General features: G+C 71.9%; 20 protein-coding genes, 1 other RNA gene and 1 pseudogene. 14 read left to right on the forward strand and 8 right to left on the reverse strand.

Annotation, left to right across the window (positions count from 1 at the left end; all coding sequences use genetic code 11):
* The first annotated feature begins 34 nt into the window (after positions 1 to 34).
* From NBM05_RS07850 to NBM05_RS07870, 5 genes are all read left to right on the forward strand, one after another.
* On the forward strand, positions 35 to 943 hold the full coding sequence (locus NBM05_RS07850; protein WP_254166359.1) for a siderophore-interacting protein: 909 nt from the start codon (positions 35 to 37) through the stop codon (positions 941 to 943).
* Positions 944 to 1,125: 182 nt separating this feature from the next.
* Positions 1,126 to 2,241: a peptide chain release factor 2 gene (prfB, locus tag NBM05_RS07855; RefSeq protein ID WP_254166360.1), complete on the forward strand. Its 1,116-nt coding sequence runs from the start codon at positions 1,126 to 1,128 to the stop codon at positions 2,239 to 2,241.
* Between the two features lie 57 nt (positions 2,242 to 2,298).
* Positions 2,299 to 2,781, forward strand: coding sequence for an SsrA-binding protein SmpB (gene smpB, locus NBM05_RS07860; RefSeq protein ID WP_254166361.1), 483 nt, complete (start codon positions 2,299 to 2,301; stop codon positions 2,779 to 2,781).
* Between the two features lie 100 nt (positions 2,782 to 2,881).
* Positions 2,882 to 3,254: a transfer-messenger RNA gene (ssrA, locus tag NBM05_RS07865) on the forward strand.
* A gap of 137 nt (positions 3,255 to 3,391) precedes the next feature.
* Complete coding sequence (locus tag NBM05_RS07870; RefSeq protein WP_254166362.1) at positions 3,392 to 3,973, forward strand: DUF4190 domain-containing protein; 582 nt, start codon at positions 3,392 to 3,394, stop codon at positions 3,971 to 3,973.
* Positions 3,974 to 4,018: 45 nt separating this feature from the next.
* Here NBM05_RS07870 and hisN read toward each other — a convergent pair whose 3' ends face one another.
* From hisN to NBM05_RS07890, 4 genes are all read right to left on the reverse strand, one after another.
* Positions 4,019 to 4,846, reverse strand: coding sequence for a histidinol-phosphatase (gene hisN, locus NBM05_RS07875; protein WP_254166363.1), 828 nt, complete (start codon positions 4,844 to 4,846; stop codon positions 4,019 to 4,021).
* Positions 4,843 to 5,979: a ribosome small subunit-dependent GTPase A gene (gene rsgA, locus NBM05_RS07880; RefSeq protein ID WP_254166364.1), complete on the reverse strand. Its 1,137-nt coding sequence runs from the start codon at positions 5,977 to 5,979 to the stop codon at positions 4,843 to 4,845. Before rsgA ends, hisN begins: the two co-directional genes overlap by 4 nt.
* The gene (locus NBM05_RS07885; protein ID WP_254166365.1) at positions 5,976 to 7,448 is read right to left on the reverse strand and encodes a 3-phosphoshikimate 1-carboxyvinyltransferase; all 1,473 of its coding nucleotides are present in this window, start codon (positions 7,446 to 7,448) and stop codon (positions 5,976 to 5,978) included. The genes rsgA and NBM05_RS07885 overlap by 4 nt, the downstream gene beginning before the upstream one ends.
* Before the next feature lie 261 nt (positions 7,449 to 7,709).
* Positions 7,710 to 8,222, reverse strand: a complete 513-nt coding sequence (locus NBM05_RS07890; protein WP_254166366.1) for a DoxX family protein — start codon at positions 8,220 to 8,222, stop codon at positions 7,710 to 7,712.
* A gap of 327 nt (positions 8,223 to 8,549) precedes the next feature.
* Here NBM05_RS07890 and NBM05_RS07895 point away from each other — a divergent pair, with 327 nt between their 5' ends.
* Both NBM05_RS07895 and rsrA read left to right on the forward strand, forming a co-directional pair.
* On the forward strand, positions 8,550 to 9,179 hold the full coding sequence (locus NBM05_RS07895; RefSeq protein WP_254166368.1) for a sigma-70 family RNA polymerase sigma factor: 630 nt from the start codon (positions 8,550 to 8,552) through the stop codon (positions 9,177 to 9,179).
* Positions 9,180 to 9,214: 35 nt separating this feature from the next.
* Positions 9,215 to 9,460, forward strand: a pseudogene (gene rsrA / locus NBM05_RS07900) (mycothiol system anti-sigma-R factor); the annotation flags it as partial.
* A gap of 260 nt (positions 9,461 to 9,720) precedes the next feature.
* On the opposite strand, the gene NBM05_RS15895 reads toward rsrA, so the two are convergent.
* From NBM05_RS15895 to NBM05_RS07910, 3 genes are all read right to left on the reverse strand, one after another.
* The gene (locus tag NBM05_RS15895; RefSeq protein ID WP_371858574.1) at positions 9,721 to 9,795 is read right to left on the reverse strand and encodes a 50S ribosomal protein bL37; all 75 of its coding nucleotides are present in this window, start codon (positions 9,793 to 9,795) and stop codon (positions 9,721 to 9,723) included.
* A 168-nt stretch (positions 9,796 to 9,963) separates the two neighbouring features.
* Complete coding sequence (locus NBM05_RS07905; protein ID WP_254166370.1) at positions 9,964 to 10,563, reverse strand: GDSL-type esterase/lipase family protein; 600 nt, start codon at positions 10,561 to 10,563, stop codon at positions 9,964 to 9,966.
* Positions 10,564 to 10,750: 187 nt separating this feature from the next.
* The gene (locus NBM05_RS07910) at positions 10,751 to 14,587 is read right to left on the reverse strand and encodes a multifunctional oxoglutarate decarboxylase/oxoglutarate dehydrogenase thiamine pyrophosphate-binding subunit/dihydrolipoyllysine-residue succinyltransferase subunit (RefSeq protein ID WP_254166372.1); all 3,837 of its coding nucleotides are present in this window, start codon (positions 14,585 to 14,587) and stop codon (positions 10,751 to 10,753) included.
* A 319-nt stretch (positions 14,588 to 14,906) separates the two neighbouring features.
* On the opposite strand from NBM05_RS07910, the gene NBM05_RS07915 reads away from it, so the two are divergent.
* The 7 genes from NBM05_RS07915 (at position 14,907) to NBM05_RS07945 (ending at position 22,273) form a co-directional block, all read left to right on the forward strand.
* Entirely contained in the window at positions 14,907 to 16,382 is a 1,476-nt protein-coding gene (locus NBM05_RS07915; protein ID WP_254166374.1) for a GuaB1 family IMP dehydrogenase-related protein, read from the forward strand.
* A gap of 39 nt (positions 16,383 to 16,421) precedes the next feature.
* Complete coding sequence (locus tag NBM05_RS07920) at positions 16,422 to 16,565, forward strand: hypothetical protein (RefSeq protein ID WP_254166375.1); 144 nt, start codon at positions 16,422 to 16,424, stop codon at positions 16,563 to 16,565.
* Positions 16,566 to 16,568: 3 nt separating this feature from the next.
* Positions 16,569 to 17,960, forward strand: coding sequence for a hemolysin family protein (locus NBM05_RS07925; protein ID WP_254166376.1), 1,392 nt, complete (start codon positions 16,569 to 16,571; stop codon positions 17,958 to 17,960).
* Positions 17,957 to 19,033, forward strand: a complete 1,077-nt coding sequence (locus tag NBM05_RS07930) for a hemolysin family protein (RefSeq protein WP_254166377.1) — start codon at positions 17,957 to 17,959, stop codon at positions 19,031 to 19,033. Before NBM05_RS07925 ends, NBM05_RS07930 begins: the two co-directional genes overlap by 4 nt.
* Before the next feature lie 206 nt (positions 19,034 to 19,239).
* Positions 19,240 to 20,211 (forward strand): metal ABC transporter solute-binding protein, Zn/Mn family, encoded by a 972-nt coding sequence (locus NBM05_RS07935; protein WP_254166378.1) that lies wholly within the window; start codon positions 19,240 to 19,242, stop codon positions 20,209 to 20,211.
* A gap of 149 nt (positions 20,212 to 20,360) precedes the next feature.
* Complete coding sequence (locus NBM05_RS07940) at positions 20,361 to 21,185, forward strand: metal ABC transporter ATP-binding protein (RefSeq protein WP_254166379.1); 825 nt, start codon at positions 20,361 to 20,363, stop codon at positions 21,183 to 21,185.
* Positions 21,186 to 21,187: 2 nt separating this feature from the next.
* Positions 21,188 to 22,273: a metal ABC transporter permease gene (locus tag NBM05_RS07945; protein WP_254166380.1), complete on the forward strand. Its 1,086-nt coding sequence runs from the start codon at positions 21,188 to 21,190 to the stop codon at positions 22,271 to 22,273.
* Here NBM05_RS07945 and NBM05_RS07950 read toward each other — a convergent pair.
* Entirely contained in the window at positions 22,209 to 22,670 is a 462-nt protein-coding gene (locus NBM05_RS07950; RefSeq protein WP_254166381.1) for a Fur family transcriptional regulator, read from the reverse strand. The two genes, NBM05_RS07945 and NBM05_RS07950, sit on opposite strands and share 65 nt — an antisense overlap.
* Positions 22,671 to 22,702: the final 32 nt, after the last annotated feature.

The following is a 22,702-nucleotide window of genomic DNA, read 5'->3' on the forward strand; positions in this document are numbered from 1 at the left end:
GTCTCAGCCCGCACCCCACCTCAGAAGGAGCCCCATGACCGCCGCACCCGTCGCAGAACGCCCCGTCGCCGAGCGAGCCGCCGCGGAACGTCCCGCAGCTCAGGAGGCACCCGGGCCCGAGGCGCAGTGCCGGGTGCGCGGCGTCGTCGTGCGCCGGGTGGAGCCGGTCTCGGAGTCCTTCGTGCGGCTGGTCTTCGGCCCGGAGTCCGCCGGCGACCCGCTGCCCTTCCCGGCCCTGGGCGCCGACCAGTGGTTCCGGCTGTTCCTCCCGGCCGGCGGGCGGCGCGACGCCGAGCTCCTCCCGCCCTGGGGCGGTGCGGCCGGCTGGTACCAGCGCTGGCAGGGGCTGCCGCCGGAGAGCCGAGCCGTGATCCGCAACTACACGGTCCGCGCGATCCGTGGTGGCGACGGCCCGGACTGGGAGTTCGACGTCGACTTCGTCCTGCACCGCGACGCCGCGGGCGCGCTCGAGGGCACCGCGGCCGGCTGGGCGGCCGCGGCGGCGCCGGGCGACCGGGCCGCCGTGCTGGGCCAGGGCACCATCTTCACCCGCCTGTGTGACCCCTGTCGGGTCCTGGCGGTCTGCGACGAGACCGGCCTTCCGGGCATCGAGGCCATCCTGGCCGACCTGCCGGAGGGCGTGAGCGCCGACGTGATCGCGGAGGTCCCCACGGACGACGACGCGCGCGCCCTGCCCGGCGCCGCCTCGGTCACCTGGATCGCCCGGGACCGGGGGATGGGCTGGGAGCCCGCCCTGGCCGAGGCGATGCGGGACGGCGGGACCGACTCCCTGTACGCCGTGGGCTGCAACGAGCTGGCCCTCGGGGCTCGCCGGATGGCCCGCGAGGCCGGGTACGACGACGAGCGGATCACCTTCTGCAGCTACTGGCGGGCCCAGCGGGAGCGCCGCGCGCCGCGCCGGGCGGAGGCGGGCGCGGCCTAGCCGCCAGGTCGCCTCGCCGCCCGCCCGCTCGGTTGCCTGGTGGCTCGGACGCCCGGCCGCCTCACCGTCGGGCCGGCGCCCGGTTGCCTAGCCACCCGGCCACCCGGCCACGCAGCCACCCGGCCGCCCGGCGAACGGCCCGCCGCTCGCGAGGCCGCGCCGATCGGATAGACTGGTGAGCTATGGCCGCCATCGACTTTCCCGCACAGATCAAGGACCTCCGAGGGACCTTCGCGTCCATCGAGCAGGTGAGCGACGTCGAGGGGCTGCAGGCCACCGTGGCCGCGCTCTCCGAGGAGGCGGCCGCCCCCAACCTGTGGGACGACCCCGAGGCGGCGCAGAAGGTCACCTCCCGCCTCTCCCACAAGCAGTCCGAGCTGGACCGGCTGGGCAGGCTCCGGAGCCGGCTCGAGGACCTCGAGACCATGGTGGAGCTGGCCCAGGAGGAGGACGACCCGGATCTGCTCGGCGAGGCCGGCGAGGAGCTCGAGTCGGTGCGCAAGGCGCTCGCGGAGCTCGAGATCGTGACGCTGCTCAGCGGCGAGTACGACGCCCGCGAGGCCGTGGTCACCATCCGCTCCGGCGCGGGCGGGGTCGACGCCGCGGACTTCGCCGAGATGCTGATGCGCATGTACCTGCGCTGGGCCGAGAAGAACGGCTACCCGACCAAGGTCCTGGACACCTCGTACGCCGAGGAGGCCGGGCTGAAGTCCGCGACCTTCGAGGTCAAGGCCCCGTACTCCTTCGGCCGCCTCTCGGTCGAGGCGGGCACGCACCGGCTTGTGCGGATCTCCCCCTTCGACAACCAGGGGCGCCGCCAGACCTCCTTCGCCGCGGTCGAGGTCATCCCGCTCATCGAGCAGACGGACAGCGTCGAGATCCCGGAGAACGAGATCAAGGTGGACGTGTTCCGCTCCTCGGGTCCCGGCGGCCAGTCCGTGAACACCACCGACTCGGCGGTGCGGATGACCCACATCCCCACCGGCATCGTCGTGTCGATGCAGAACGAGAAGTCGCAGATCCAGAACAGGGCCGCCGCGCTGCGCGTCCTCCAGTCCCGGCTGCTGCTGCAGCGCCAGGAGGAGGAGAACGCGAAGAAGAAGGAGCTGGCGGGCGACGTCAAGGCGTCCTGGGGCGACCAAATGCGCTCCTACGTCCTGCACCCCTACCAGATGGTCAAGGACCTGCGGACCCACCACGAGGAGGGCAACACCAGCTCGGTGCTGGACGGCGGGATCGACGCGCTGATCGACTCCGGCATCCGCTGGCGGGCCGGTCAGCGCAACGACGCCGCCTAGGCGCCCCTCCACGAGCACGCGCCCGGGCGGACGGCCCGGGAGAACGACGAGAGCACTATGGCACAGAAGAAGAACGACGACGGGCGGAAGGTCATCGCGACCAACCGGAGGGCCCGTCACGACTACAACCTGATCACCGTGTACGAGGCGGGCATCGCGCTGATGGGCACCGAGGTCAAGTCGCTGCGGGACGGCGGCGCCTCGATCGTCGAGGGCTTCTGCCACCTCGACCGCCGCGGCGAGCTGTGGCTGGAGAACATCCACATCGCCGAGTACGGCCACGGCTCGTGGACCAACCACGCGGCCCGACGCCGGCGCAAGCTGCTGCTGCACAAGCAGGAGCTGCGCAAGCTCGAGCAGAAGAGCAAGGAGACCGGGTACACGATCGTCCCGATCCAGCTGTACTTCCGCGACGGCAAGGCCAAGGTCGAGATCGCGCTGGCCCAGGGCAAGCGGGAGTACGACAAGCGCCAGGCCCTCAAGGAGGCGCAGGACAAGCGCGAGGCGCAGCGGGCCATGCGGTACCGCAACCTCGGCTGAGCGCCTCGCTTCACAAAGGGGCGCGCGCCGCGTAGAATAGAGGAGTCGTTCGGAGGCCTTTCGAGAACTTCAGACGAATTGCTGATTGACAATCGCATATGGGGATGATCGGTTTCGACGATGCCGGTTGCGACAGGTGAAGCGGGCCGAGAATGCAGAGCCATCTCGTAAACGCTCTCTGCAAAAAATATAAGTGCCAAATCTGAAAAGCGCACTGACTTCGCTCTCGCTGCGTAAGTAGCCAGAGCAGTCTGTCAGCCCGGGTTCGCCTTCGGCCCGGTGTCTGACATCAGTTAGAAGGCCACTACTCGGCTCCACGTCCGCAGGGGAGCCGGGGATTTTGATGCGGATAGGTTCGGCGGCGACGCGTTCGCGCGAGCGCCGGAGCCGAAAACACCGTTAAGCGAACTGCGCCCGGAGAAGACCTGGCAAAGCCGCATCGGACCGGGGTTCGATTCCCCGCATCTCCACATCATTGGGAAAAATGCCCGGGCCATTGCGGCCCGGGCATTTTTTCGTGTGTTTGAATAGTCGAGACGGATCACTCGCCCTAGTTCCGACTAGTGCGGTCAGTCGCTAACGACCAACGATCGACGAGGAGACGGACCCCATGTCACACCAGCCCGGAGACGAGAACGCTCCCCGCAACACCCCCGACGGCGGCGGTACTCCCCAGTACGGCCAGCACGAGACCGGCGGCTCCTCCTACGGCGCCCACCGCCAGGAGCCCGGCGCCGCGAACCAGGGCCCGCCCCAGTACAACCCGCAGAACTCCGGCCACGACGCCGCGCCCTCCTACCAGGGGCAGGCCGCCGGGTACAACGACCAGTACGGCGGTCAGAAGCCCGGCCGGCCCGCGGGCTGGGGTCTGGGCCTGGCCTCCCTGATCTGCGGCATCGTCGGTCTGGTCTTCTCATGGCTGGTCGTCCCCGGCATCGCCGCGATCGTGGCGATCATCCTGGGCATCGTGGCGATCCGCAAGCTCAAGAAGACCCCGGGGGCCGGCAAGGCGATGCCGATCGTGGGCATCATCACCGGCGCGCTCGGCACCATCGCCGCGATCGTCGTCGCGATCCTCTCGGCTGTGCTCTTCTCCTACGGCATGGACGCCTACGAGCAGTGCAGCCACCTGCAGAGCGACAACGCCGCCTTCGAGCAGTGCCTCGACGACTACGCCAACAGCAACTCCTGACCGGAGACCGACCCGCGGCGCCGTCGTCGTAGGGGGAGGGGCGGCTCAGGCGCCGAGGTCCGCGCCGGCCCCGGCCGTGCGTCCCGCGCCCAGGCCGGCCAGCACGGCGTCGTGCAGCAGGCCGTTGGTGGCCACGGCGTCCCCGCCGTGCGGTCCGTCCTCGCCGGACAGCGAGGTGAAGCGGCCCCCGGCCTCGGTGACGATGGGCACCAGGGCGGCCATGTCGTGCAGGGCCAGCTCCGGCTCGCACGCGATGTCCACGCTGCCCTCCGCGACCATGCAGTAGGACCAGAAGTCGCCGTAGGCGCGCACGCGCCACACCTCGTCGGTCAGGCCGATGAAGCGATCCCGCATCCCGCGCTCGGCCCAGCCGGAGAGCGAGGAGAAGGACAGCGAGGCGTCCCCCAGGGTCTCGACGCCGGAGACGCCCAGCCGCCGCGCGTGCACCAGGGAGCGGCCCGCGAAGGCGCCCGATCCGCTGGCGGCCCACCAGCGCCGCTGCAGCGCCGGCGCGGAGACCAGGCCGACCACGGGCCTGCCCTCGTCGAGCAGGGCGATCAGCGTGGCCCAGACGGGCACCCCGCGGACGAAGTTCTTGGTCCCGTCGATCGGGTCGACGACCCACTGGCGGCTCGAGGCGCCCACCGAGCCGAACTCCTCGCCCAGGACCGCGTCGCGCGTGCGGGCGCGGGACAGGTGCGAGCGGATCAGCTGCTCCGCGTTGCGGTCCGCGTCGGTCACGGGCGTGAGGTCGGGCTTGGTCTCGACCGTGAAGTCCTGCGCCTGGAACCTGCCCAGGGTGTAGCTGTCGACGGCGTCGGCGATGACGTGGGCGAGCCGCAGGTCTTCGTTGTACTGGGTCCGGGGATTCATGGCTCCAGGCTATCCCACTCGCGGCTCGCCGGGCTGGCGCCCAGCTCCTTGGTCTCCGGCAGGCCGGCCTCCGGGGCGACGCCGAGCAGGCGCCGCAGCGACTCCAGCCGGGCCGGCCCGGACGGGCCCGCCTCGCCCTCGGCCACCAGCGCGGAGATCCCACAGCCCGCGGCGTCGGCGGCGTGGGTGCAGCCCTTGGGGCACAGCTCGGCCCCGGGCGCGAGCTCGGGGAAGGCCGCCACCACCGACTCCGGGGGGACGTGGGCGAGGCCGAAGGAGCGGATGCCCGGCGTGTCGATGACCCACGTGGACTCCCCGCCCCACGCGGGGTGCAGCGCGAGCGCGGAGGAGGAGGTGTGCCGGCCGCGGCCGGTCACGGCGTTGACCCCGCCGGTCGAGCGCTCGGAGCCGGTCAGCGCGTTGACCAGGGTGGACTTGCCGACCCCGGAGTGCCCCAGCATGACCGAGACGCGCGCCCCGAGCTCCTCGCGCAGGGTCTCCAGCAGGCCGGGCTCGAGCTCGAGGGTCTCGTGCTGGCCGACCCGGGTGACCTCCGCGGCGTCGGCGGCGGGGGAGCTGGTGAGCACCCGCAGCCCCGAGCGGGCGTAGTAGTCCAGCAGGGCCTCCGGGCCCGCGAGGTCGGTCTTGGTGATGCACAGCAGCGGCTCGATCCCGGCGTCGTGCGCGGCGACCACCGAGCGGTCGATGAAGCCGGTGCGCGGCGTCGGGTTGGCGGCCGCCACGACGATCACCAGCTGGTCCGCGTTGGCGACCACGACGCGCTCGATCGGGTCCGTGTCGTCGGAGCTGCGGCGCAGCACGGTCGAGCGCTCCTCGAGCCGCACGAGCCGGCACAGCGAGCCCTCGGCGCCGGAGACGTCGCCGACGACGCCCACGAGGTCCCCGACCACCACGGGCGTGCGGCGCAGGTCCTTGGCGCGCACGGCCACGATGGGCTCGCCCGGTCCCGCGCTGCCGAGGTCCACGGTGTACCGCCCGCGGTCCACGGTCACGACGCGGCCGACCACCGCGTCCTCGTGCGCGGGACGCTCCTTGGTGCGCGGGCGCGAGCCGCGCTTGTTGGCCCGGATCCTCACGTCCGACTCGTCCCAGGTCCTGCGGGCAGGGCTCATGCGCCGCCCCCGGTGAGCATGCGGGTCCACATCTCGGGGAAGTCGGGCAGCGTCTTGGCGGTGGTCGCGATGTTCTCGACCTCCACGCCGGGCACGCGCAGCCCGATCACCGCGGCGGCCGTGGCCATCCGGTGGTCGTCGTAGGTGCGGAACACCCCGCCGGTGCCGACCGCGCGGGTGATCTCGAGGCCGTCCGGCAGCTCGCGGGCGGCGCCGCCGAGGCGCTCGATCTCGGTCACCAGGGCCTTGAGACGGTCCGTCTCGTGCCCGCGCAGGTGCGCGATGCCGGTCAACCGGGAGGGACCCGAGGCCAGCGCCGCGATGGCGGCCACGGTGGGGGCGAGCTCGCCCGCCTCGGAGAGGTCGATGTCGATGCCGGGCAGCGCGCTCGCGGCCTCCGGGTCTCCGGTCACCACGAGGTCCGCGCCGTCCCGCCGCACCTCGGCGCCGAAGCGGGGTAGGATCTCGCGCCAGTGGTCCCCGCCCTGGGTGGTGCTCTCGGGCCAGTCGGGGATCGCGACGCTGCCGCCGGTGACCACGGCGGCGGCCACGAACGGGCCGGCGTTGGACAGGTCGGGCTCGACCACGACGTCGTGCGCGCGCGGCACGCCCGGCAGGACCGTCCAGGAGCCGTCCCCGTGGTCCTCGGTGCGGATCCCGTACTCGGCGAGGACCTCCAGCGTCATGCGCACGTGCGGCAGGGACGGGACCGACTCACCGCGGTGCCGCACCCGGACGCCGCCGGGGAGGAGGCAGCCGGAGAGCAGGACGGCGGAGAGGAACTGGCTGGAGCCGCTGGCGTCGATCTCGACGACGGCGGGAGCCGGTGAACCCTCGCCCCCGGGCGTCTGCGGGCGACCGCTCCCGGACGCGGCGGGGCGCACGGCGAAGGGCAGGGCGCCGCGCCCCTCGTCGTCGACCTCGGCCCCGAGCTGGCGCACGGCCTCGATCACCGGCCCCATGGGACGACGCCGGGCGTGCGGGTCCCCGTCGAAGCGGGCCGGGACGCCCAGCGCCGCGACCAGCGGGGGGACAAAGCGCATGACGGTGCCGGCCAGGCCGGTGTCGATGTCCACCGGGGCGGCGCCCGCCGGGGCGGCATCCGCCGGGTCCGCGGACACCGGGGCGGCGTCCACGGGGTCGGCATCCGCCCGTACCGCGTCCATCGGGTCCGCGTCCACCCGGGGTCCGCGCTGGAGGGGGAGGACCCTCAGCCGGTCGCCGTCGTGGACGAAGGAGGCGCCGAGCGGCTCCAGCGCGTCCATCATCAGGCGCGAATCGCGGGACTCCAGGGCACCGGTGAGCTCGCTCGGGCCGTCGGCGATCGCGGCGAGCAGGAGGTAGCGGTTGGTCAGCGACTTCGAGCCGGGGACGCGCACGCGGGCGTCGATCGGCACGGAGGGCTCGTGCACCGGCGCGGGCCAGTGCTCCTCGGGGGCGTCGGCGGGGGAGGGGAAGGCGGAGGTCATGGGCGGGTCCAGGGGTCGGGGAACGGTGCGTCCCTTCCAGTCTAGGCGCGCGTGGGGGACGATGCCGCCGGCCGCGTCCGCCGTTCCCCGCCCGCCGCGATCCGCGCGCCCGGGGCCGGAATCGTCGCCGAGCTCGGAGGTCGGAATCGTCGCCGAGCCCGGCCCCGGACGCGACGACGCCCCCGGTCCCCGCTCGCCCCCGGGTGGGGGCGGCGGCGGGTCCTGGGGGCGTCGTCGTGGTGGAGCGGCTCGGCGGGCGGCTCAGTGGTGCAGGACGTTCTCCGACTTCTTCTTGAGGTCGTCGCCCAGCTGGCTGGACTTCTTCCGGACGTCCGAGCCGAACTTGCTGGCCCGCCAGGCCAGCGAGGGGTTCCCGGCCGTGTCCACCGAGGAGAGGGCGACGGCGCCCACGAGCGAGGCGTTCTTCAGGCCCTGGCCCAGGCGCGCCTCCTTCTCCTCCTTGGTGGAGGTCGGCGCGGCCCGGTAGTCGATGTAGGTGTTGATGGCGCCGGTGGCCAGCAGCAGCGTCGAGGACAGGCGCGGGAAGCGGCCCAGCGCGAAGAGCGAGCCGGCGGCGATCTGGGTGCCGGCGATGCTCTGGGCGATCAGGCGCTCCTTGCCCTTGAGCGCCCGGAGCTCCGGGCGGGCCTTGGCGGCGGCGTCGAGGGCGGGGGTGAGATACCGGCCGCCCTCGGGGGAGCGGAAGCGGACGACGCCGTTGTAGATGAAGGACGTCGCCAGCAGGGGGCGGGCGAACTTGCGGACGATGGTCATGTCTCCTCCTCCTCGTGGGACGGATTCCGGGCCGGAGCCTCCGGCCCGGCCGTACCCAGGAACTCCTCTCATCCTAGGTGATGCCCCCCGCGCCCCGGCAGGACGCGCCGCGGTTTCGTCGTGTGCGAACGGCCGGGCGCGGAATACGCGGGCGGCGCGGGCCGTTGCACCGAACAGCAGTCGACACGAAAGCGAGGGGTGAGGCGCGTGAGCACAGCGATCGCACCGGAGGCGGGTCCGGCGACCCGCGCGGCACCCCGAGCGCCAGCGGCGTCCGGTCTCCTAGAATGGACTGCGAAGAGCACCCAGTCGAGGCGGAAGGAACCCGTGAACACCGTCGATCTGTCTCACGAGTCCGATGAAGAGCGGAAGCTGCGATTCGAGCGTGACGCGATGCAGTACATCGATCAGCTCTACGCGGCCGCCCTCCGGATGGCGCGCAACCCGCTGGACGCGCAGGACCTCGTGCAGGAGGCGTACACCAAGGCCTTCTCGGCCTTCCATCAGTACCGGCCGGGGACCAACCTCAAGGCGTGGCTGTACCGCATCCTCACGAACACCTACATCAACCTGTACCGGAAGCGCCAGCGCGAGCCGCAGCAGGCCAACACCGACACCGTGGAGGACTGGCAGCTGGCCCAGGCCTCGGCGCACACCTCGACCGGGCTGAAGTCCGCCGAGGCCGAGGCGCTGGACCATCTGCCGGACACGGACGTCAAGGAGGCGCTGCAGAGCATCCCGGAAGACTTCCGGATGGCCGTGTACTACTCGGACGTCGAGGGCTTCGCCTACAAGGAGATCGCGGAGATCCTCGACATCCCCATCGGGACCGTCATGTCCCGGCTGCACCGAGGACGCCGGCTGCTGCGCGAGCAGCTCGCCGACTACGCGGCCGAGCTCGGCTTCCGCGCCAAGGACCGTCAGAAGGACGACGCCAAGGGGGGCGGCACCCGTTGAGCGTCATCCGCCGGACGAGAAGAAAGGAAGGGAACATGTCCGATTGCCAGAACTCGGGAGGTTGCCGGGACGAGCAGATGGGCCGCATCTACGAGTACCTCGACGGCGCCCTCTCGACCGAAGATCTGCACGACATCAGGGCCCACCTGGAGGAGTGCGCGACCTGCTCGCGGGAGTACGACCTGGAGTGCCTGATCCGCTCCGCGGTCAAGAGATCCTGCTGCGAGTCGGCCCCGGAGACGCTGAAGCACTCGATCCTCGAGCGCATCGACGACCTGCGCGCCAGCCCGGAGACCGCCTCGCACGGCCACGACGGCGAGGCCGCTGTCGGGGACGGGCGCGGCACCCACCGGGTGAGCAGCTCCCGCTAGGCCACCAGCGACGCCGCCCGACGCTGGAGACCCCGCCCGGCGTCCGCGCGGCGACCCGGGCCGGAGGCGAGAGGCCTCCGGTCGGGGGAGACGAAACGGGGCCGGGACGAGCGTTCAGCTCGTCCCGGCCCCGTTCTCGTGCGCGGCCGGTGCCGCACCCGGCGTCGACCCTAGGAGTTGGGCCGCTTGCCGTGGTTGGCGCTGTTCTTCCGGCGATCCTTGCGCTTACGTCCACGCTTGCTCATGGGAGCCTCCTTCACCCGCGTCGAGCCCCCGGGGGCCGGCGCGATTGCTTGCTGGTCCGCCCGAGCTCGCCCCGGGAAGGGGGCGGCGCAGGCACGAACGACCATTCTTCCACAGCGCCGGCGACCGGCGCACCTTTGCCGTCCCGCGCGGCGCCCGCGCGGCGCGGCTCAGCGCTGCTCGGGCAGCTGCAGCCAGGAGTACCAGCCGCGGTGGAGCACCAGCCAGGCGATGAGGCCGTAGCCGGCCTGGCCCGGGCGGCCGTCGTTGGAGGCCAGGTCCTGGCGCCACTGCTCGTGGTGCTGGAGCGGGTTGAACGTGTCCACGTAGACGTGACGACGGCGCGTGGTCACGTCCGCGTAGGCCGCGGAGAGGTCCGCGATGCGGCGGTTGCGCTCGGCGTCGAGGGTCGGGGGAGGCCCCACGACCAGGACCTTGATGTTGTTCTGCGAGGCGAGGTCCACCATGTTGGCCAGGTTGAGCCGGCTGCGGGCGTTGGTGATGCCGGTGTCGACGTCGAGCGTCGAGGGGGCGATCACGAGGCGGTTGTCCGCGCCGGAGCCGAACCGGCGGCCAGCCTCGTCGAACCAGCGCTCGTTGAGGGTCTCGCTCGTCTCGCCGGGCGAGGCGAGGTTGTAGGAGGCCAGCGGCGCCACGTTGCGCGGCGTGCGCGCCATGACCCGGCCGAACCAGCCCAGTCCCCGGGGGTCGCCGATGCCTGCCAGCAGGTCGTCGCCGACCGCCACGATGCGAATGTTCCGTTGCTCCACGAGACTCTTTCCGTTGTCCTCGAACCGCCCGGGCCTCCGCGAGGCGGCTCGGGCGGGACTTCCTAGTGCTCCACGATAGACGTTCGAGACCATGCTCTCACGCCGGAGGGCCCCCGCCCCGACACGACGGATGTCGAATCACCGGTGCGGGGGCCCTCGCGATCCCGCGCTCGCGCGGGGGCCGATCCTACTCGAAGACCTGCACGATCAGGTGCTCGAGCTCGGCCTGGTGGCGCTTCCCCGAGCCGGTGGCGGGGGAGGCGGAGGCGGGCCGGGAGACCAGCCGCACCTCGGCGTCGAGCAGGGGCAGCAGGTTCACGGCCATGAACGGCCACTGGCCCTGGTTGGCGGGCTCGTCCTGGGCCCAGACCACCTCGGCGCCGGAGTAGCGGGACAGCTGCTCCTTGATCTCGGCGACGGGCAGCGGGTAGAGCTGCTCGACGCGCACGATCGCGGTGCTCTTCAGCTGCTGCTTGTCGCGGCGCGCGGCGAGGTCGTAGTAGAGGCGCCCGGAGACGAGCACGACCCTCTCCACCTCGGAGTCCTTCAGCCCGGCGACGTCCGGGATGACCTTCTGGAACTCGCCCTGCGTGAAGTCCTCCACCGAGGAGGTGGCGGCCTTCAGGCGCAGCAGCTGCTTCGGCGTCATGATGATCAGCGGCTTGTGCGGCCGGCTGTAGGCCTGACGGCGCAGCAGGTGGAAGTGGTTGGCCGGCGTCGAGGGGACGGCGACGGTCATGTTGTTCTCACCGCACAGCTGCAGGAACCGCTCCATGCGGGCCGAGGAGTGGTCCGGGCCCATCCCCTCGTAGCCGTGGGGCAGCATGAGCACCAGCGAGGAGCGCTGGGCCCACTTCTGCTCGGCCGAGCTGATGAACTCGTCGATGATCGTCTGCGCCCCGTTGAAGAAGTCGCCGAACTGCGCCTCCCACACCACGAGGGTGTCGGGCCGCTCCACCGAATAGCCGTACTCGAAGCCCATGACCCCGTACTCCGAGAGCAGGGAGTTGTAGATCATGAACTTCGCCTGGTCCTCCGAGAGGTGCTGCAGCGGGATCCACTCGGCGTTGGAGTGGCCGTCGTGCAGCACCGAGTGGCGCTGGACGAAGGTGCCGCGCTGGACGTCCTGGCCGGACATCCGCACCTGGACGCCGTCCATGAGCAGGGAGCCGAAGGACAGCAGCTCGCCGAAGCCCCAGTCCACGTTGCCCTCGCGGGACATCTGCTCGCGCTTCTTCAGCAGCGAGGCGAGCTTCTTGTGGACCTCGAAGCCCTCGGGGACCTCGGTGTAGGCCGCGCCGATGCGCTCGATGACCTCGGCGCTGACGGACGTGGTCTCCGGGTTGTAGACGGAGTCCTCGATCTGCTGGGCCGCGGGGCGCTCGATGTTCGAGACCGCGGCGGCGTCGCCGGTCACCAGGGGGATGGAGGAGGTCTGGGCCTCGTGGGTCTCGGTGAAGACCCGCTCCAGGCGCTCCTGGTAGTCCTTCAGCGCCCGGTCGGCCTCCTCGCGGGTCATGTCCCCGCGGCCCACCAGCGCCTCGGTGTAGAGCTTGCGCGTCGAGCGCTTCGCCTCGATCAGGCGGTACATCTGCGGCTGGGTCATCGAGGGGTCGTCGGCCTCGTTGTGACCGCGGCGGCGGTAGCAGACCAGGTCCACCACGACGTCCTTGTTGAACCGGCGGCGGTACTCGAAGGCCAGGCGGCCCACGCGGACCACGGCCTCCGGGTCGTCGGCGTTGACGTGGAAGATCGGCGCCTGCACCATGCGGGCGACGTCGGTCGAGTAGGTCGAGGAGCGACCCTCGCCGGGGGTGGTGGTGAAGCCCACCTGGTTGTTCACCACGATGTGGACCGTGCCGCCGACCTTGTACCCGCGCAGCTGCGACATCTGCATCGTCTCCAGGGCGATGCCCTGGCCCGCGAAGGCGGCGTCGCCGTGGATGAGGATCGGCAGGACGCCGTAGGCGTGCTCGCCGTGGCTGCCCTGGTCCAGCAGGTCCTGCTTGGCGCGGACGATGCCCTCCAGGACCGGGTCCACGGCCTCGAGGTGGGAGGGGTTCGCGGCCAGGTAGACCTGAGTCTCGTTGCCGTTGTCGGAGGTGAACACGCCCTCGGTGCCGAGGTGGTACTTCACGTCGCCGGAGCCGCCGACCAGGCGGGGGTCCTGCTCGCCCTCGAACTCGCGGAAGATCTGCGCGTAGGACTTGCCCGCGATGTTGGTCAGCACGTTGAGGCGGCCGCGGTGGGCCATGCCGATGCCGACGCCGGCCAGCTCGTTGTCCGCCGCGCCGGAGATGATCGAGTCCAGCAGCGGGATCAGCGACTCGCCGCCCTCGAGGGAGAAGCGCTTCTGGCCGATGTACTTGGTCTGCAGGAACGTCTCGAAGGCCTCGGCGGCGTTGAGCTTGCCCAGCACGCGCATCTGCTCGTCGCGGGTCGGCTTGGTGTAGCCGTGCTCGAGCTGGTTCTGGAACCACTCGCGCTCGTCCGGGGACTCGATGTGCATGTACTCGATGCTCAGGGTGCGGCAGTACGCGTCCTGGAGCAGGTCCACGATCTTGCGCAGGGAGAGCTTCGAGGCGTCGCCGAAGCCGCCCGTGGGCCACTCGCGGTCGAGGTCCCACAGGGTCAGGCCGTAGGTGTGGATGTCGAGGTCCGGGTGCTTGCGCATCACGTACTCGAGCGGGTTGGTCTCGGCCAGCAGGTGGCCGCGCACGCGGTAGGCGTGGATCAGCTGCTGGATCCGGGCGACCTTGTTGACCTCGGTCTCCGGGTTGACCTGGTTGTCCACGGCCCAGCGGACGGGCTCGTAGGGGATGCGCAGGGCCTCGAAGATCTCGTCGTAGAAGCCGCCCTCGCCCAGCAGGAACTGGTCCACCAGCTTCAGGAACTCGCCGGAGCCGGCGCCCTGGATCACGCGGTGGTCGTAGGTGGAGGTCAGCGTCAGGATCTTGGAGACGCCCTCGCGCGCCAGCACCTTGGGGGAGGTGCCGCGGCGCTCGGCCGGGTAGTCCAGCGCGCCGACGCCGATGATGCAGGCCTGGCCCTTGGACAGCCGCGGCACGGAGTGGACCGTGCCGATGCCGCCGGGGTTGGTCAGGGAGACGGTCGTGTCCTTGAAGTCCTCGACCGTGAGCGAGTTGTCGCGGGCCCGCTTGACCATGTCCTCGTAGGCGCCCCAGAACTCGGCGAAGTTCATCGTCTCGGCGCCCTTGATGTTGGGCACCACCAGGTTGCGGGACCCGTCCGGCTTGGGCATGTCGATCGCCAGGCCGAAGTTGACGTGCGCCGGGTGGACCGCGGCGGGGCGGCCCTTCGCGTCCTCGCCGAAGACGACGTTCTGCGAGGGGAACTCCTTGAGGGCCCGCACCACGGCGTAGCCGATCAGGTGGGTGAAGGAGATCTTCCCGCCGCGGGAGCGCCGCAGGTACTCGTTGATCATGGTGCGGTTGTCGATCAGCACCTTGGCCGGCACCGCGCGCACGGTGGTCGCCGTCGGGACGGTGAGCGACTCCTCCATGTTGGTCGCGATCGCCTTGGCCGGGCCGCGCAGGGAGACGACCTTGGCCGCGTCCTCGGTGTCCTCGCCGCGGCTGGACTCGGGGAGCTGCGCCGGGATGGGCTTCGAGGCCTTGGTCTGCTGGCCCTTCTCGTCGCTCTTCTCGGTCTCCTGCTTGGCCTTGCCGTCCCCGGTGGTGGTGGGCTTGGCCGTGCCCGAGGGCTTCTGCGCCGCGGCCTGCTTCGGGGCCGGGGCCGCCTTCTGCGCGGGAGCGGGCTTCTGGGCCGGGGCGGCCTTCTGCGCCGGCGCGGGCTGCTGCTTGCTCGGGGCCGGGGCGGTGCCCTGGGAGGCGGGGGCCGACGTCGAGGCGCCGCCCTCCTCGCGTGCCATCGACTCGAAGATGGGCCACCACTTCTCGTCCACCGAGTTCTTGTCCTGCTGGTACTGCTCGAACAGCTCGTCCACGAGCCACTCGTTGCCGGCAAATTCCTCAGGGATCTGGTGATGTGGCTGTTCTGGCACTTCTTAACGCCTCTTCCGTTGGCTCATTCGTTGCTGCAGCTGAGTTGCTCAGCCCGCGCACCCTCCCGCGGGATCCCCACACAGCGCGGCGCACCGCGGGGCGGTCGCTGCGCGTGTCATCCGTGAGTCTCCCAGCCCCGCGACGGTGCGGGGCGGTGCGTGACTCCACACGAGTCTATTAGAGTCGCGTGGACTGAATCTACTCCGACGCGGTGGATCCGCGAAACCGCGGGCCCGGGGGCTCGTTGCGTGACCCCCGGGAGGGCCGGTCCGTCCCGGACGTGGACCCGCGCGGGGGTGCTCGCGCTACCATGGCGACGTGCGCTTCATCACGACCCCTCAGACCGACCTGACCTACAACGACGTCTTCCTGGTCCCTTCGAACTCGCGGGTGACCTCCCGCTTCGACGCGGACCTGGCCGCCGACGACGCCACGGGGGCGACCGTCCCCGTCGTCGCCGCGAACATGACCGCCGTCACCGGGCGGCGGATGCTGGAGACCATGGCCCGGCGCGGCGGTCTGGCCGTCCTGCCGCAGGACGTCCCGTCCGACCTCGCGGCCGAGATCCTCGCGGGCGTCAAGTCCTGCCACCCGATCGCCGAGTCGGCGATCGCGCTCGACCCCTCCCACACGGTCCACGAGGCCCTGCAGCTGATGACCAAGCGCAGTTTCGGCGCCGCGGTGGTCGTGGGGGAGCAGGGCCGGCCCGTGGGCCTGGTGCGCCCCGAGGAGTCCCAGGCCGTGGACCGGCACGCCGAGGTCGGGTCCATCATGGCGCCGATCCCGCTGACCGTGGAGGAGGCGGAGATCGGCGGCGACGCGGAGTGGGGCGGGGAGGCCCGGAGCGCGGCGCTGCGGGAGGTCTTCGCGCGGTGCGAGCGGGCCGGCGTCGACCTCGCCGTGGTGGTCCGCGAGGGGCGCTACGTGGGCGTGCTGTCCAAGGCCGGGATCGTCCGCTCCACCATCTACCGGCCCGCGCTGGACGACCGGGGGCGGCTGCGCGTGGCCGCCGCGGTGGGCATCAACGGCGACGTCGCCGGGCGGGCGGACGCCCTGCTGCGGGCCGGCGCGGACGTGCTCGTGGTGGACACGGCCCACGGCCACCAGCTGAAGATGGTCGAGGCGCTGGCCGCGGTGCGCTCGGTCTCCCCGGCGGTCCCGGTCGTGGCGGGCAACGTCGTCACGGCCGACGGCACGCGGGACCTCATCGACGCCGGGGCGGACATCGTCAAGGTCGGCGTCGGCCCGGGGGCCATGTGCACCACGCGGATGATGACCGCGGTCGGGCGCCCGCAGTTCTCGGCGGTGCTCGAGTGCGCCGAGGCCGCCCGCGCCCTGGGGGCCCGGGTCTGGGCCGACGGCGGCGTGAAGTACCCCCGCGACGTCGCGCTCGCGCTGGCCGCCGGCGCGAGCCAGGTCATGGTGGGCTCGTGGCTCGCCGGGACCCACGAGTCGCCCGGCGAGCTGCTGACCGACGCCTCGGGGCGCGCCTACAAGGAGAGCTTCGGCATGGCCTCGACCCGAGCGGTGCACCACCGCACCCGGGCGGACGAGGCCTTCGAGCGGGCCCGGAAGACCATGTTCGAGGAGGGCATCTCCTCCTCCGCCATGTACCTGGATCCGCGGCGCCCCGGCGTCGAGGACATCCTCGACCACGTGACCGCGGGGGTCCGCTCCTCGATGACCTACGCCGGCGCCGCCTCGCTCGAGGCGTTCAGGGCGCGCGCGATCGTGGGCGTCCAGTCCGCCGCCGGGTACGACGAGGGGCGGGCGCGCGCCCAGTCCTGGGAATGAGATCCCGCCCCGGGCCGACTCGCTAGAATGGAACACGCTATGGACGTACCCCTGACCTGCTCCGACCCCGAGCCTCCACAACCCGCCGCGCCGGCGCGGGGCCGCGATCCCCGTCCCGGCGCACCGTTCGCGGCGTCCCGCACCGCCCTGCGCCGCGGCGTCGTCCCCGAGGCGGGTGCCTGAGCCGTGGAGTGGTTCCTCATCCTGGCCGGGCTCATCCTGATCCTCGGCAACGGGTTCTTCGTCGCGGTGGAGTTCTCCCTGGTGGCGCTGGACCAGTCGACCGTCTCCCGGAAGATCCGGGAGGGCGACGCGAAGGCCGAGCCGCTGCTGCGCTGCCTGCGCTCGCTCTCGACCCAGCTCTCCAGCTGCCAGCTCGGCATCACCATCACGACGCTGCTGACCGGCTACACGCTCGACGTCGGCCTGCAGGGCCTGCTCGGCGACAGCATCGCCGCGATCGGCCTGCCCGCGTCCGTCACCTCCCCGCTGACCTTCGCGGTGTCGATGGGCATCGCGACCCTGCTGTCGATGTCCATGGGCGAGCTGATCCCCAAGAACCTCGCGATCTCGGTGGGCTACCGGGTGGGCCGCGCGCTGGCCCGGCCGCAGCTGATCTTCACCGCCGTCATGAAGCCCTTCGTCGTCATCATGAACGGCACGGCCAACAAGGTCCTGCACCTGCTGGGGCTCGAGGCCAAGGAGGAGCTCTCCGGCGCCCGCTCGCCCGAGGAGCTGTCCTCGATGGTGCGCCGCTCGGCGGACCTGGGCACGCTCGACGCCGGCACGGCCAACTTCGTCTCCCGGACCCTGACCTTCGCCGAGCGCACCGCCTCGGACGTCATGACCGCGCGGCGGCAGGTGAGCATGCTGCCCACCACCGACAGCGTCCGCGAGGTCATCGCGGAGGCGCGCCGCACCGGGCACTCGCGCTTCCCGCTGTTCGAGGACGACCAGGACGACGTGCGCGGCGTCGTGCACCTGAAGAAGGCCGTGGGCGTCCCGCCCGAGCGGCGCGACCTGGTCGAGGCGGGGGCGCTCATGGAGGAGGTGCTCCGGGTCCCGGAGACCATCCACCTGGACGCGCTGCTGCGGCAGCTGCGGGCCGGGGCGCTGCAGGTCGCCGTCGTGCTGGACGAGTACGGCGGGACCGCGGGCATCGCGACGCTGGAGGACCTGGTGGAGGAGATCGTGGGCGAGGTCGCCGACGAGCACGACCGCGCCGTCCCCGGCGTCCTGGAGACCGCCGACGGCCGCTGGCACTTCCCGGGCCTGCTGCGCCCCGACGAGGTCACCGAGCGGGTCACGCCGCTGGACATCGACGACGACCCCGCCTTCGAGACCATGGGAGGGTTCATGATGGACCGGCTGGGCCGGATCCCCGAGGTCGGGGACCGGGTCGCGATCGAGACCGGCTTCCTGGAGGTCGAGCGGATGGACCACCGGCGCGTGGATCGCATCCTGTTCACGCCCGCCGAGCACGGCCCGGAGGAGACGCTGATGATCGACCCCGGGCCGAGCCGCGCCGTCGGGAGCCGGCCCGCCCCGCAGCGGCGGGACGGGGGTGATCGCGCGTGAACGACTGGGCAGCCCTGGGCTGGTTCGTCATCCTGCTGATCGGCAACGCCTTCTTCGTGGGCAGCGAGTTCGCCATCATGTCGGCGCGCCGCTCGCAGATCGAGCCGCTCGCGGAAGCCGGCAACAAGCGCGCGCAGACCGTCCTGTACGCGATGGAGCACGTCTCCCTCATGCTCGCGTGCTGCCAGCTGGGCATCACGGTCTGCTCGCTGGTCATCCTCAACGTCGCCGAGCCCGCGGTGCACCACCTCGTGGCCGAGCCGCTCATGGCGCTCGGCCTCAGCTCCTCGAGCGCGGACGTCACCGGCTTCCTGCTGGCCCTGCTGGTGGTCACCTACATGCACGTGATCTTCGGCGAGATGGTGCCCAAGAACATCTCCGTCTCGGTCGCGGACAAGGCGGCGCTGTGGCTCGCGCCGCCGCTGGTGCTGGTCTCGCGGATCGTGCGGCCGCTCATCGCGATGATGAACTGGATCGCCAACCACGCGCTGCGCCTCATGCGCGTGGATCCGAAGGACGAGGTCTCCTCGACCTTCACGGTCGACGAGCTCCAGACCATCCTCGAGGAGTCCACCGCGGAGGGCCTGGTGACCGACGCGGACGGCATGCTCTCGGGCGCGCTGGAGTTCTCCGAGAAGTCGGTCCGCGAGGTCATGGTGCCCACCGAGAGCCTCGTGACCCTGCCCTCCGACTGCTCGCCCTACGAGCTGGAGAAGGCCGTGGGGCGCACGGGCTTCTCCCGCTTCGTCCTGCAGTCCGAGGACGGCACCTACCTGGGGTACCTGCACGTGAAGGACGTGCTCTCGATCCCGGAGGAGCGCTACCGGCAGCCGACGCCGCTGACCCGCGTGCGCTCGCTGATCAACCTGCGGCCCGACGCCGCGGTGGAGGACGCCCTGGCCACGATGCAGCGCACGCACGGGCACGTGGCCCGCGTCGTCGAGCGCTCCGGGGAGACCATCGGGGTGCTGTTCCTCGAGGACGTGCTGGAGGAGCTGATCGGCGAGGTCAAGGACTCGACGCAGGCGATGGGCTGGCGGCGCGGCGGCACGCCGTACGTGCAGGAGGACTAGGGGCGGGGTCACCGTCCGTGCGGGAGGACCGGGAGCCGGGGGCGCCGTGTGCGCACCGGGACCTGTGGCCGGGGCGCCGGCCCCTGGTCCGCCCGGTCACGCATAAACCGGGGCTTAATTGTGAACCGTTCGCATCTGAGTACACTTGCCTGCAGATGAGAACCATTCGCCGAGCCGCCCCGGCGGCACCCCCTGGAGGACACCCCATGCGATCCGCACGTATCCCGAGTCTGCTCGCCCTGACCGCCGCCGGAGCCCTCGCCCTGAGCGCCTGCTCCGGAGGGGACACGGAGGCCTCGGGCGATGCCAGCGGCGGGGGAGAGGGCCTCAAGGTCGTCACCACCACCAACGTCTACGCGGACGTCGTCGAGCACGTCGCAGGCGACGGCGTCGAGGTCACCCCGATCATCTCCTCGACCAGCCAGGACCCGCACTCCTACGAGGCCACCGCCCAGGACCGCCTCACGGTCCAGGACGCGGACCTCGTGGTGCTCAACGGCGGCGGCTACGACCAGTTCATGGAGGACCTGGCGGCCGACTCCGGCGCCACGGTGGTCAACGCCGTCGAGGTCTCCGGCCTGCAGCCCGAGGACCACGAGCACGACCACTCGGAGGAGGCGCACGCCGAGGGCGAGGACGGCGAGGAGCACCACCACGACCACGGCGAGTTCAACGAGCACGTCTGGTACAACCTGGACGTCATGGGCGAGGTGACCGACCGCGTCGCCTCGGACCTCGGCGACCTCGACTCCGACGGCGCCGACGCCTACCGCCAGAACGCCGAGGACTTCGGCGGCCAGCTGGACGAGCTGAAGGACCGGGCGTCCGGGATCGAGGGCGAGGGCAAGAGCTACCTCGCCACCGAGCCCGTGCCCGGCTACCTCCTCGACTCCACCGGCATGGAGGACGTGACGCCGGAGGACTTCGTCGCCGCGATCGAGGACGGCAACGACGTCCCGGCAGCGACCCTCCAGGACGTGCTGGACCAGCTGTCCTCCGGCGGGGTGAACCTGCTGGCCTTCAACGAGCAGACCGAGTCCGGCCAGACCCGCCAGGTCCTGGACGCCGCGGAGTCCGACGGCGTCGCCACCGTCTCCTTCACCGAGACCATCCCGGAGGGTCAGGACTACCTGGGCTGGATGGGGCAGAACATCGACCACGTGGCCGACGCCGTGTGATCCGCCCCCGGCCCGCGACGGCCCGTCCCGCCCGAGGGGAGTAACCTGGGCCGGGGCGGGCCGGTCCGCGTCCGGCTCCGGCGCCCCGCCCCGATCCGCCCCTAATCTGCCCCCCGATCCGACCCCCACCCGAGGAGCATCCCCGCCCCGTGACCACGCATCAGACGCCCAGCGTCCGGCTCGAGAACGCCTCGCTGTCCTTCGGCGAGCGCACCCTCTGGAGCCGCCTCGACCTGGAGATCGAGCAGGGCGAGTACTTCGCCGTCCTCGGACCCAACGGATCGGGGAAGTCCACCCTGCTGAAGGCCATGCTCGGCCTCATCGGGCTGTCCGGCGGCTCGCTGCGGATCCTGGACCGGCCCGCCCGCCGGGGAAACCCGGAGATCGGCTACGTCCCGCAGCAGCGGCCCTTCCCGTCTGAGGCGCCGCTGCGCGCCAGGGACCTCGTGGGGCTCGGCGTGGACGGCCACCGCTGGGGGCCCGGCCTGTTCTCCGCTACGCGGCGCCGCCGGGTCGACGAGCTGCTCGAGCGCGTGGGCGCGAGCGAGTACGCCTCGGTCCCGGTGGGGCTGCTCTCCGGCGGCGAGCAGCAGCGGCTGCGCGTGGCCCAGGCCCTCGCCTCCCGCCCCCGGATCCTGCTGTGCGACGAGGCGCTGCTCTCCCTGGACCTGAACCACCAGCAGGCGGTCAGCCGCCTCATCGAGGAGTACCGCCGGGAGTCCGGCGCGACCGTGGTCTTCGTGACCCACGAGATCAACCCCATCATCGACGACGTCGACCGCGTGCTCTACCTCGCCAACGGCCGGTTCCGCGCGGGCTCCGTGGAGGACGTCATGACCACCCGCGCGCTCTCGGCGCTGTACGGCGCGCGCGTCGAGGTCGTCAAGGTCAACGGCCGGTACGTCGTCGTGGGGGCCGGCCCCGGCGAGGGCGCGGAGGACTGCCACGCCCACGACGTCGAAGGAGGCGCCTGACCATGGTCACCGCAACGATCGCACCCGTCCTCGCCCTGTCGGGGCTGTGGGACCGCGTCTTCGTCTTCGACCGCTACGGGGAGCTGCTGCACCTGCTGAGCCAGTCGGTGCTCGCCGGGGCGATCCTGGGCCTGGTGGGCGGCGTCATCGGCACCTTCATCCTCATGCGCGACGGCGCCTTCGCCGTGCACGGCATCGCCGAGCTCTCCTTCGCCGGGGCGGCCCTGGCGCTGCTGCTCGGGTTCGACGTCGTGACCGGCTCGCTCGCCGGCTCCGTCGCGGCGGCGCTGGTCATCGGCCTGCTGGGCGCCCGCGCGGGCCACCACAACGCGCTGATCGGGACCCTCATGCCCTTCGGCCTGGGGCTCGGCATCCTGTTCCTCGCGCTCTACCAGGGGCGCTCGGCCAACAAGTTCTCGCTGCTGACCGGGCAGATCGTCTCGGTGGACCGGGCGCAGGCGCTCGAGATGGCGGTGGGCGCCGTCGTCGTGATCGGCGCGCTGCTGGTCATCTGGCGGCCTCTGACCTTCGCCAGCGTGGATCCCGACGTCGCGGCGGCCAAGGGCGTGCCGATGCGCAGCCTCTCGCTGGCCTTCATGCTGCTGACCGGCATCGCCGTGGCGCTGTCGGTGCAGGTGGTGGGGGCGCTGCTGGTCATGGCGCTGCTGATCACCCCGGCCGCGGCGGCCGTGCGGGTCACCGCCTCCCCGCTGAAGGCCGTGCTGCTCGCGGTGCTCTTCGCGGAGCTGTCGATGGTCGGCGGGATCCTGCTGGCGCTGGCCGGCTCGCTGCCGATCAGCCCGTACGTCACCACCATCTCGTTCGCGATCTACGCGGTCTGCCGTGCGGTGGGGGCGCTGCGGCGCCGCTTCAGCCAGTCGGGCCGGGCCGGCGGGGCCGGCCGGTCGCGTCGATCCGGCGGGGCGGGCCGGCCGGACGGTTCCGGCGGGCCGGACAGCCCCGGAGAGGCCGGGCGCGCGGACGGGCCGCACGCCGGCGGACCGACCGGCCGCTCTGACGGCGTCACCCGGCCTGGTGACCCCGGGCGTCCGGAGGAAGCTGCGAGCAGCGCGCGCACAGACCGGTGATCTCGACCGTGTGCTGCACGTCGGTGAAGCCGAAGGCCGCACCCGTCTCCCGGGCCCAGCGCTCGACGGCGTCGGCCTCGATGTCCTCCGCGGCCCCGCAGCTGCGGCACAGCAGGTGGTGGTGGTGCTCCTCGGCGGCGCAGCGCCGGTACAGGGCCTGGCCCTCGGCGCCCTGGAGCGTGTCGACCTCGCCCGAGGCCTCGAGCGACTGGAGGATCCGGTAGACGGTCGCGAGCGAGACCCGCTGGCCGGCGTCGTTGATGATCCGGTGCAGCTGCTGCGCCGAGTGGAAGTCCTCGAGGACGGCGAGGGTCTCCTCGACCGCGCGCCGCTGGCGGGTGTTGCGGACCTCGCCGCTCCTGCGCCCCTGGTCCTCGGTCGTCTGCTGCGTGCTCACGATGCACCTTCCTGGCTGGACGGGTGGGGGAT

Origin of the sequence: Rothia santali, assembly GCF_024199905.1 — a bacterium.
Lineage (GTDB): Bacteria > Actinomycetota > Actinomycetes > Actinomycetales > Micrococcaceae > Rothia > Rothia santali.

Excerpts from the sequence above, each read along its gene's own strand:
- NBM05_RS07850 (WP_254166359.1), top strand. The coding sequence starts at position 35 with ATGACCGCCGCACCCGTCGCAGAACGCCCCGTCGCCGAGCGAGCCGCC.
- prfB (WP_254166360.1), top strand. The coding sequence starts at position 1,126 with ATGGCCGCCATCGACTTTCCCGCACAGATCAAGGACCTCCGAGGGACC.
- smpB (WP_254166361.1), top strand. The coding sequence starts at position 2,299 with ATGGCACAGAAGAAGAACGACGACGGGCGGAAGGTCATCGCGACCAAC.
- NBM05_RS07870 (WP_254166362.1), top strand. The coding sequence starts at position 3,392 with ATGTCACACCAGCCCGGAGACGAGAACGCTCCCCGCAACACCCCCGAC.
- hisN (WP_254166363.1), bottom strand. The coding sequence starts at position 4,846 with ATGAATCCCCGGACCCAGTACAACGAAGACCTGCGGCTCGCCCACGTC.
- rsgA (WP_254166364.1), bottom strand. The coding sequence starts at position 5,979 with ATGAGCCCTGCCCGCAGGACCTGGGACGAGTCGGACGTGAGGATCCGG.
- NBM05_RS07885 (WP_254166365.1), bottom strand. The coding sequence starts at position 7,448 with ATGACCTCCGCCTTCCCCTCCCCCGCCGACGCCCCCGAGGAGCACTGG.
- NBM05_RS07890 (WP_254166366.1), bottom strand. The coding sequence starts at position 8,222 with ATGACCATCGTCCGCAAGTTCGCCCGCCCCCTGCTGGCGACGTCCTTC.
- NBM05_RS07920 (WP_254166375.1), top strand. The coding sequence starts at position 16,422 with ATGGACGTACCCCTGACCTGCTCCGACCCCGAGCCTCCACAACCCGCC.
- NBM05_RS07935 (WP_254166378.1), top strand. The coding sequence starts at position 19,240 with ATGCGATCCGCACGTATCCCGAGTCTGCTCGCCCTGACCGCCGCCGGA.
- NBM05_RS07945 (WP_254166380.1), top strand. The coding sequence starts at position 21,188 with ATGGTCACCGCAACGATCGCACCCGTCCTCGCCCTGTCGGGGCTGTGG.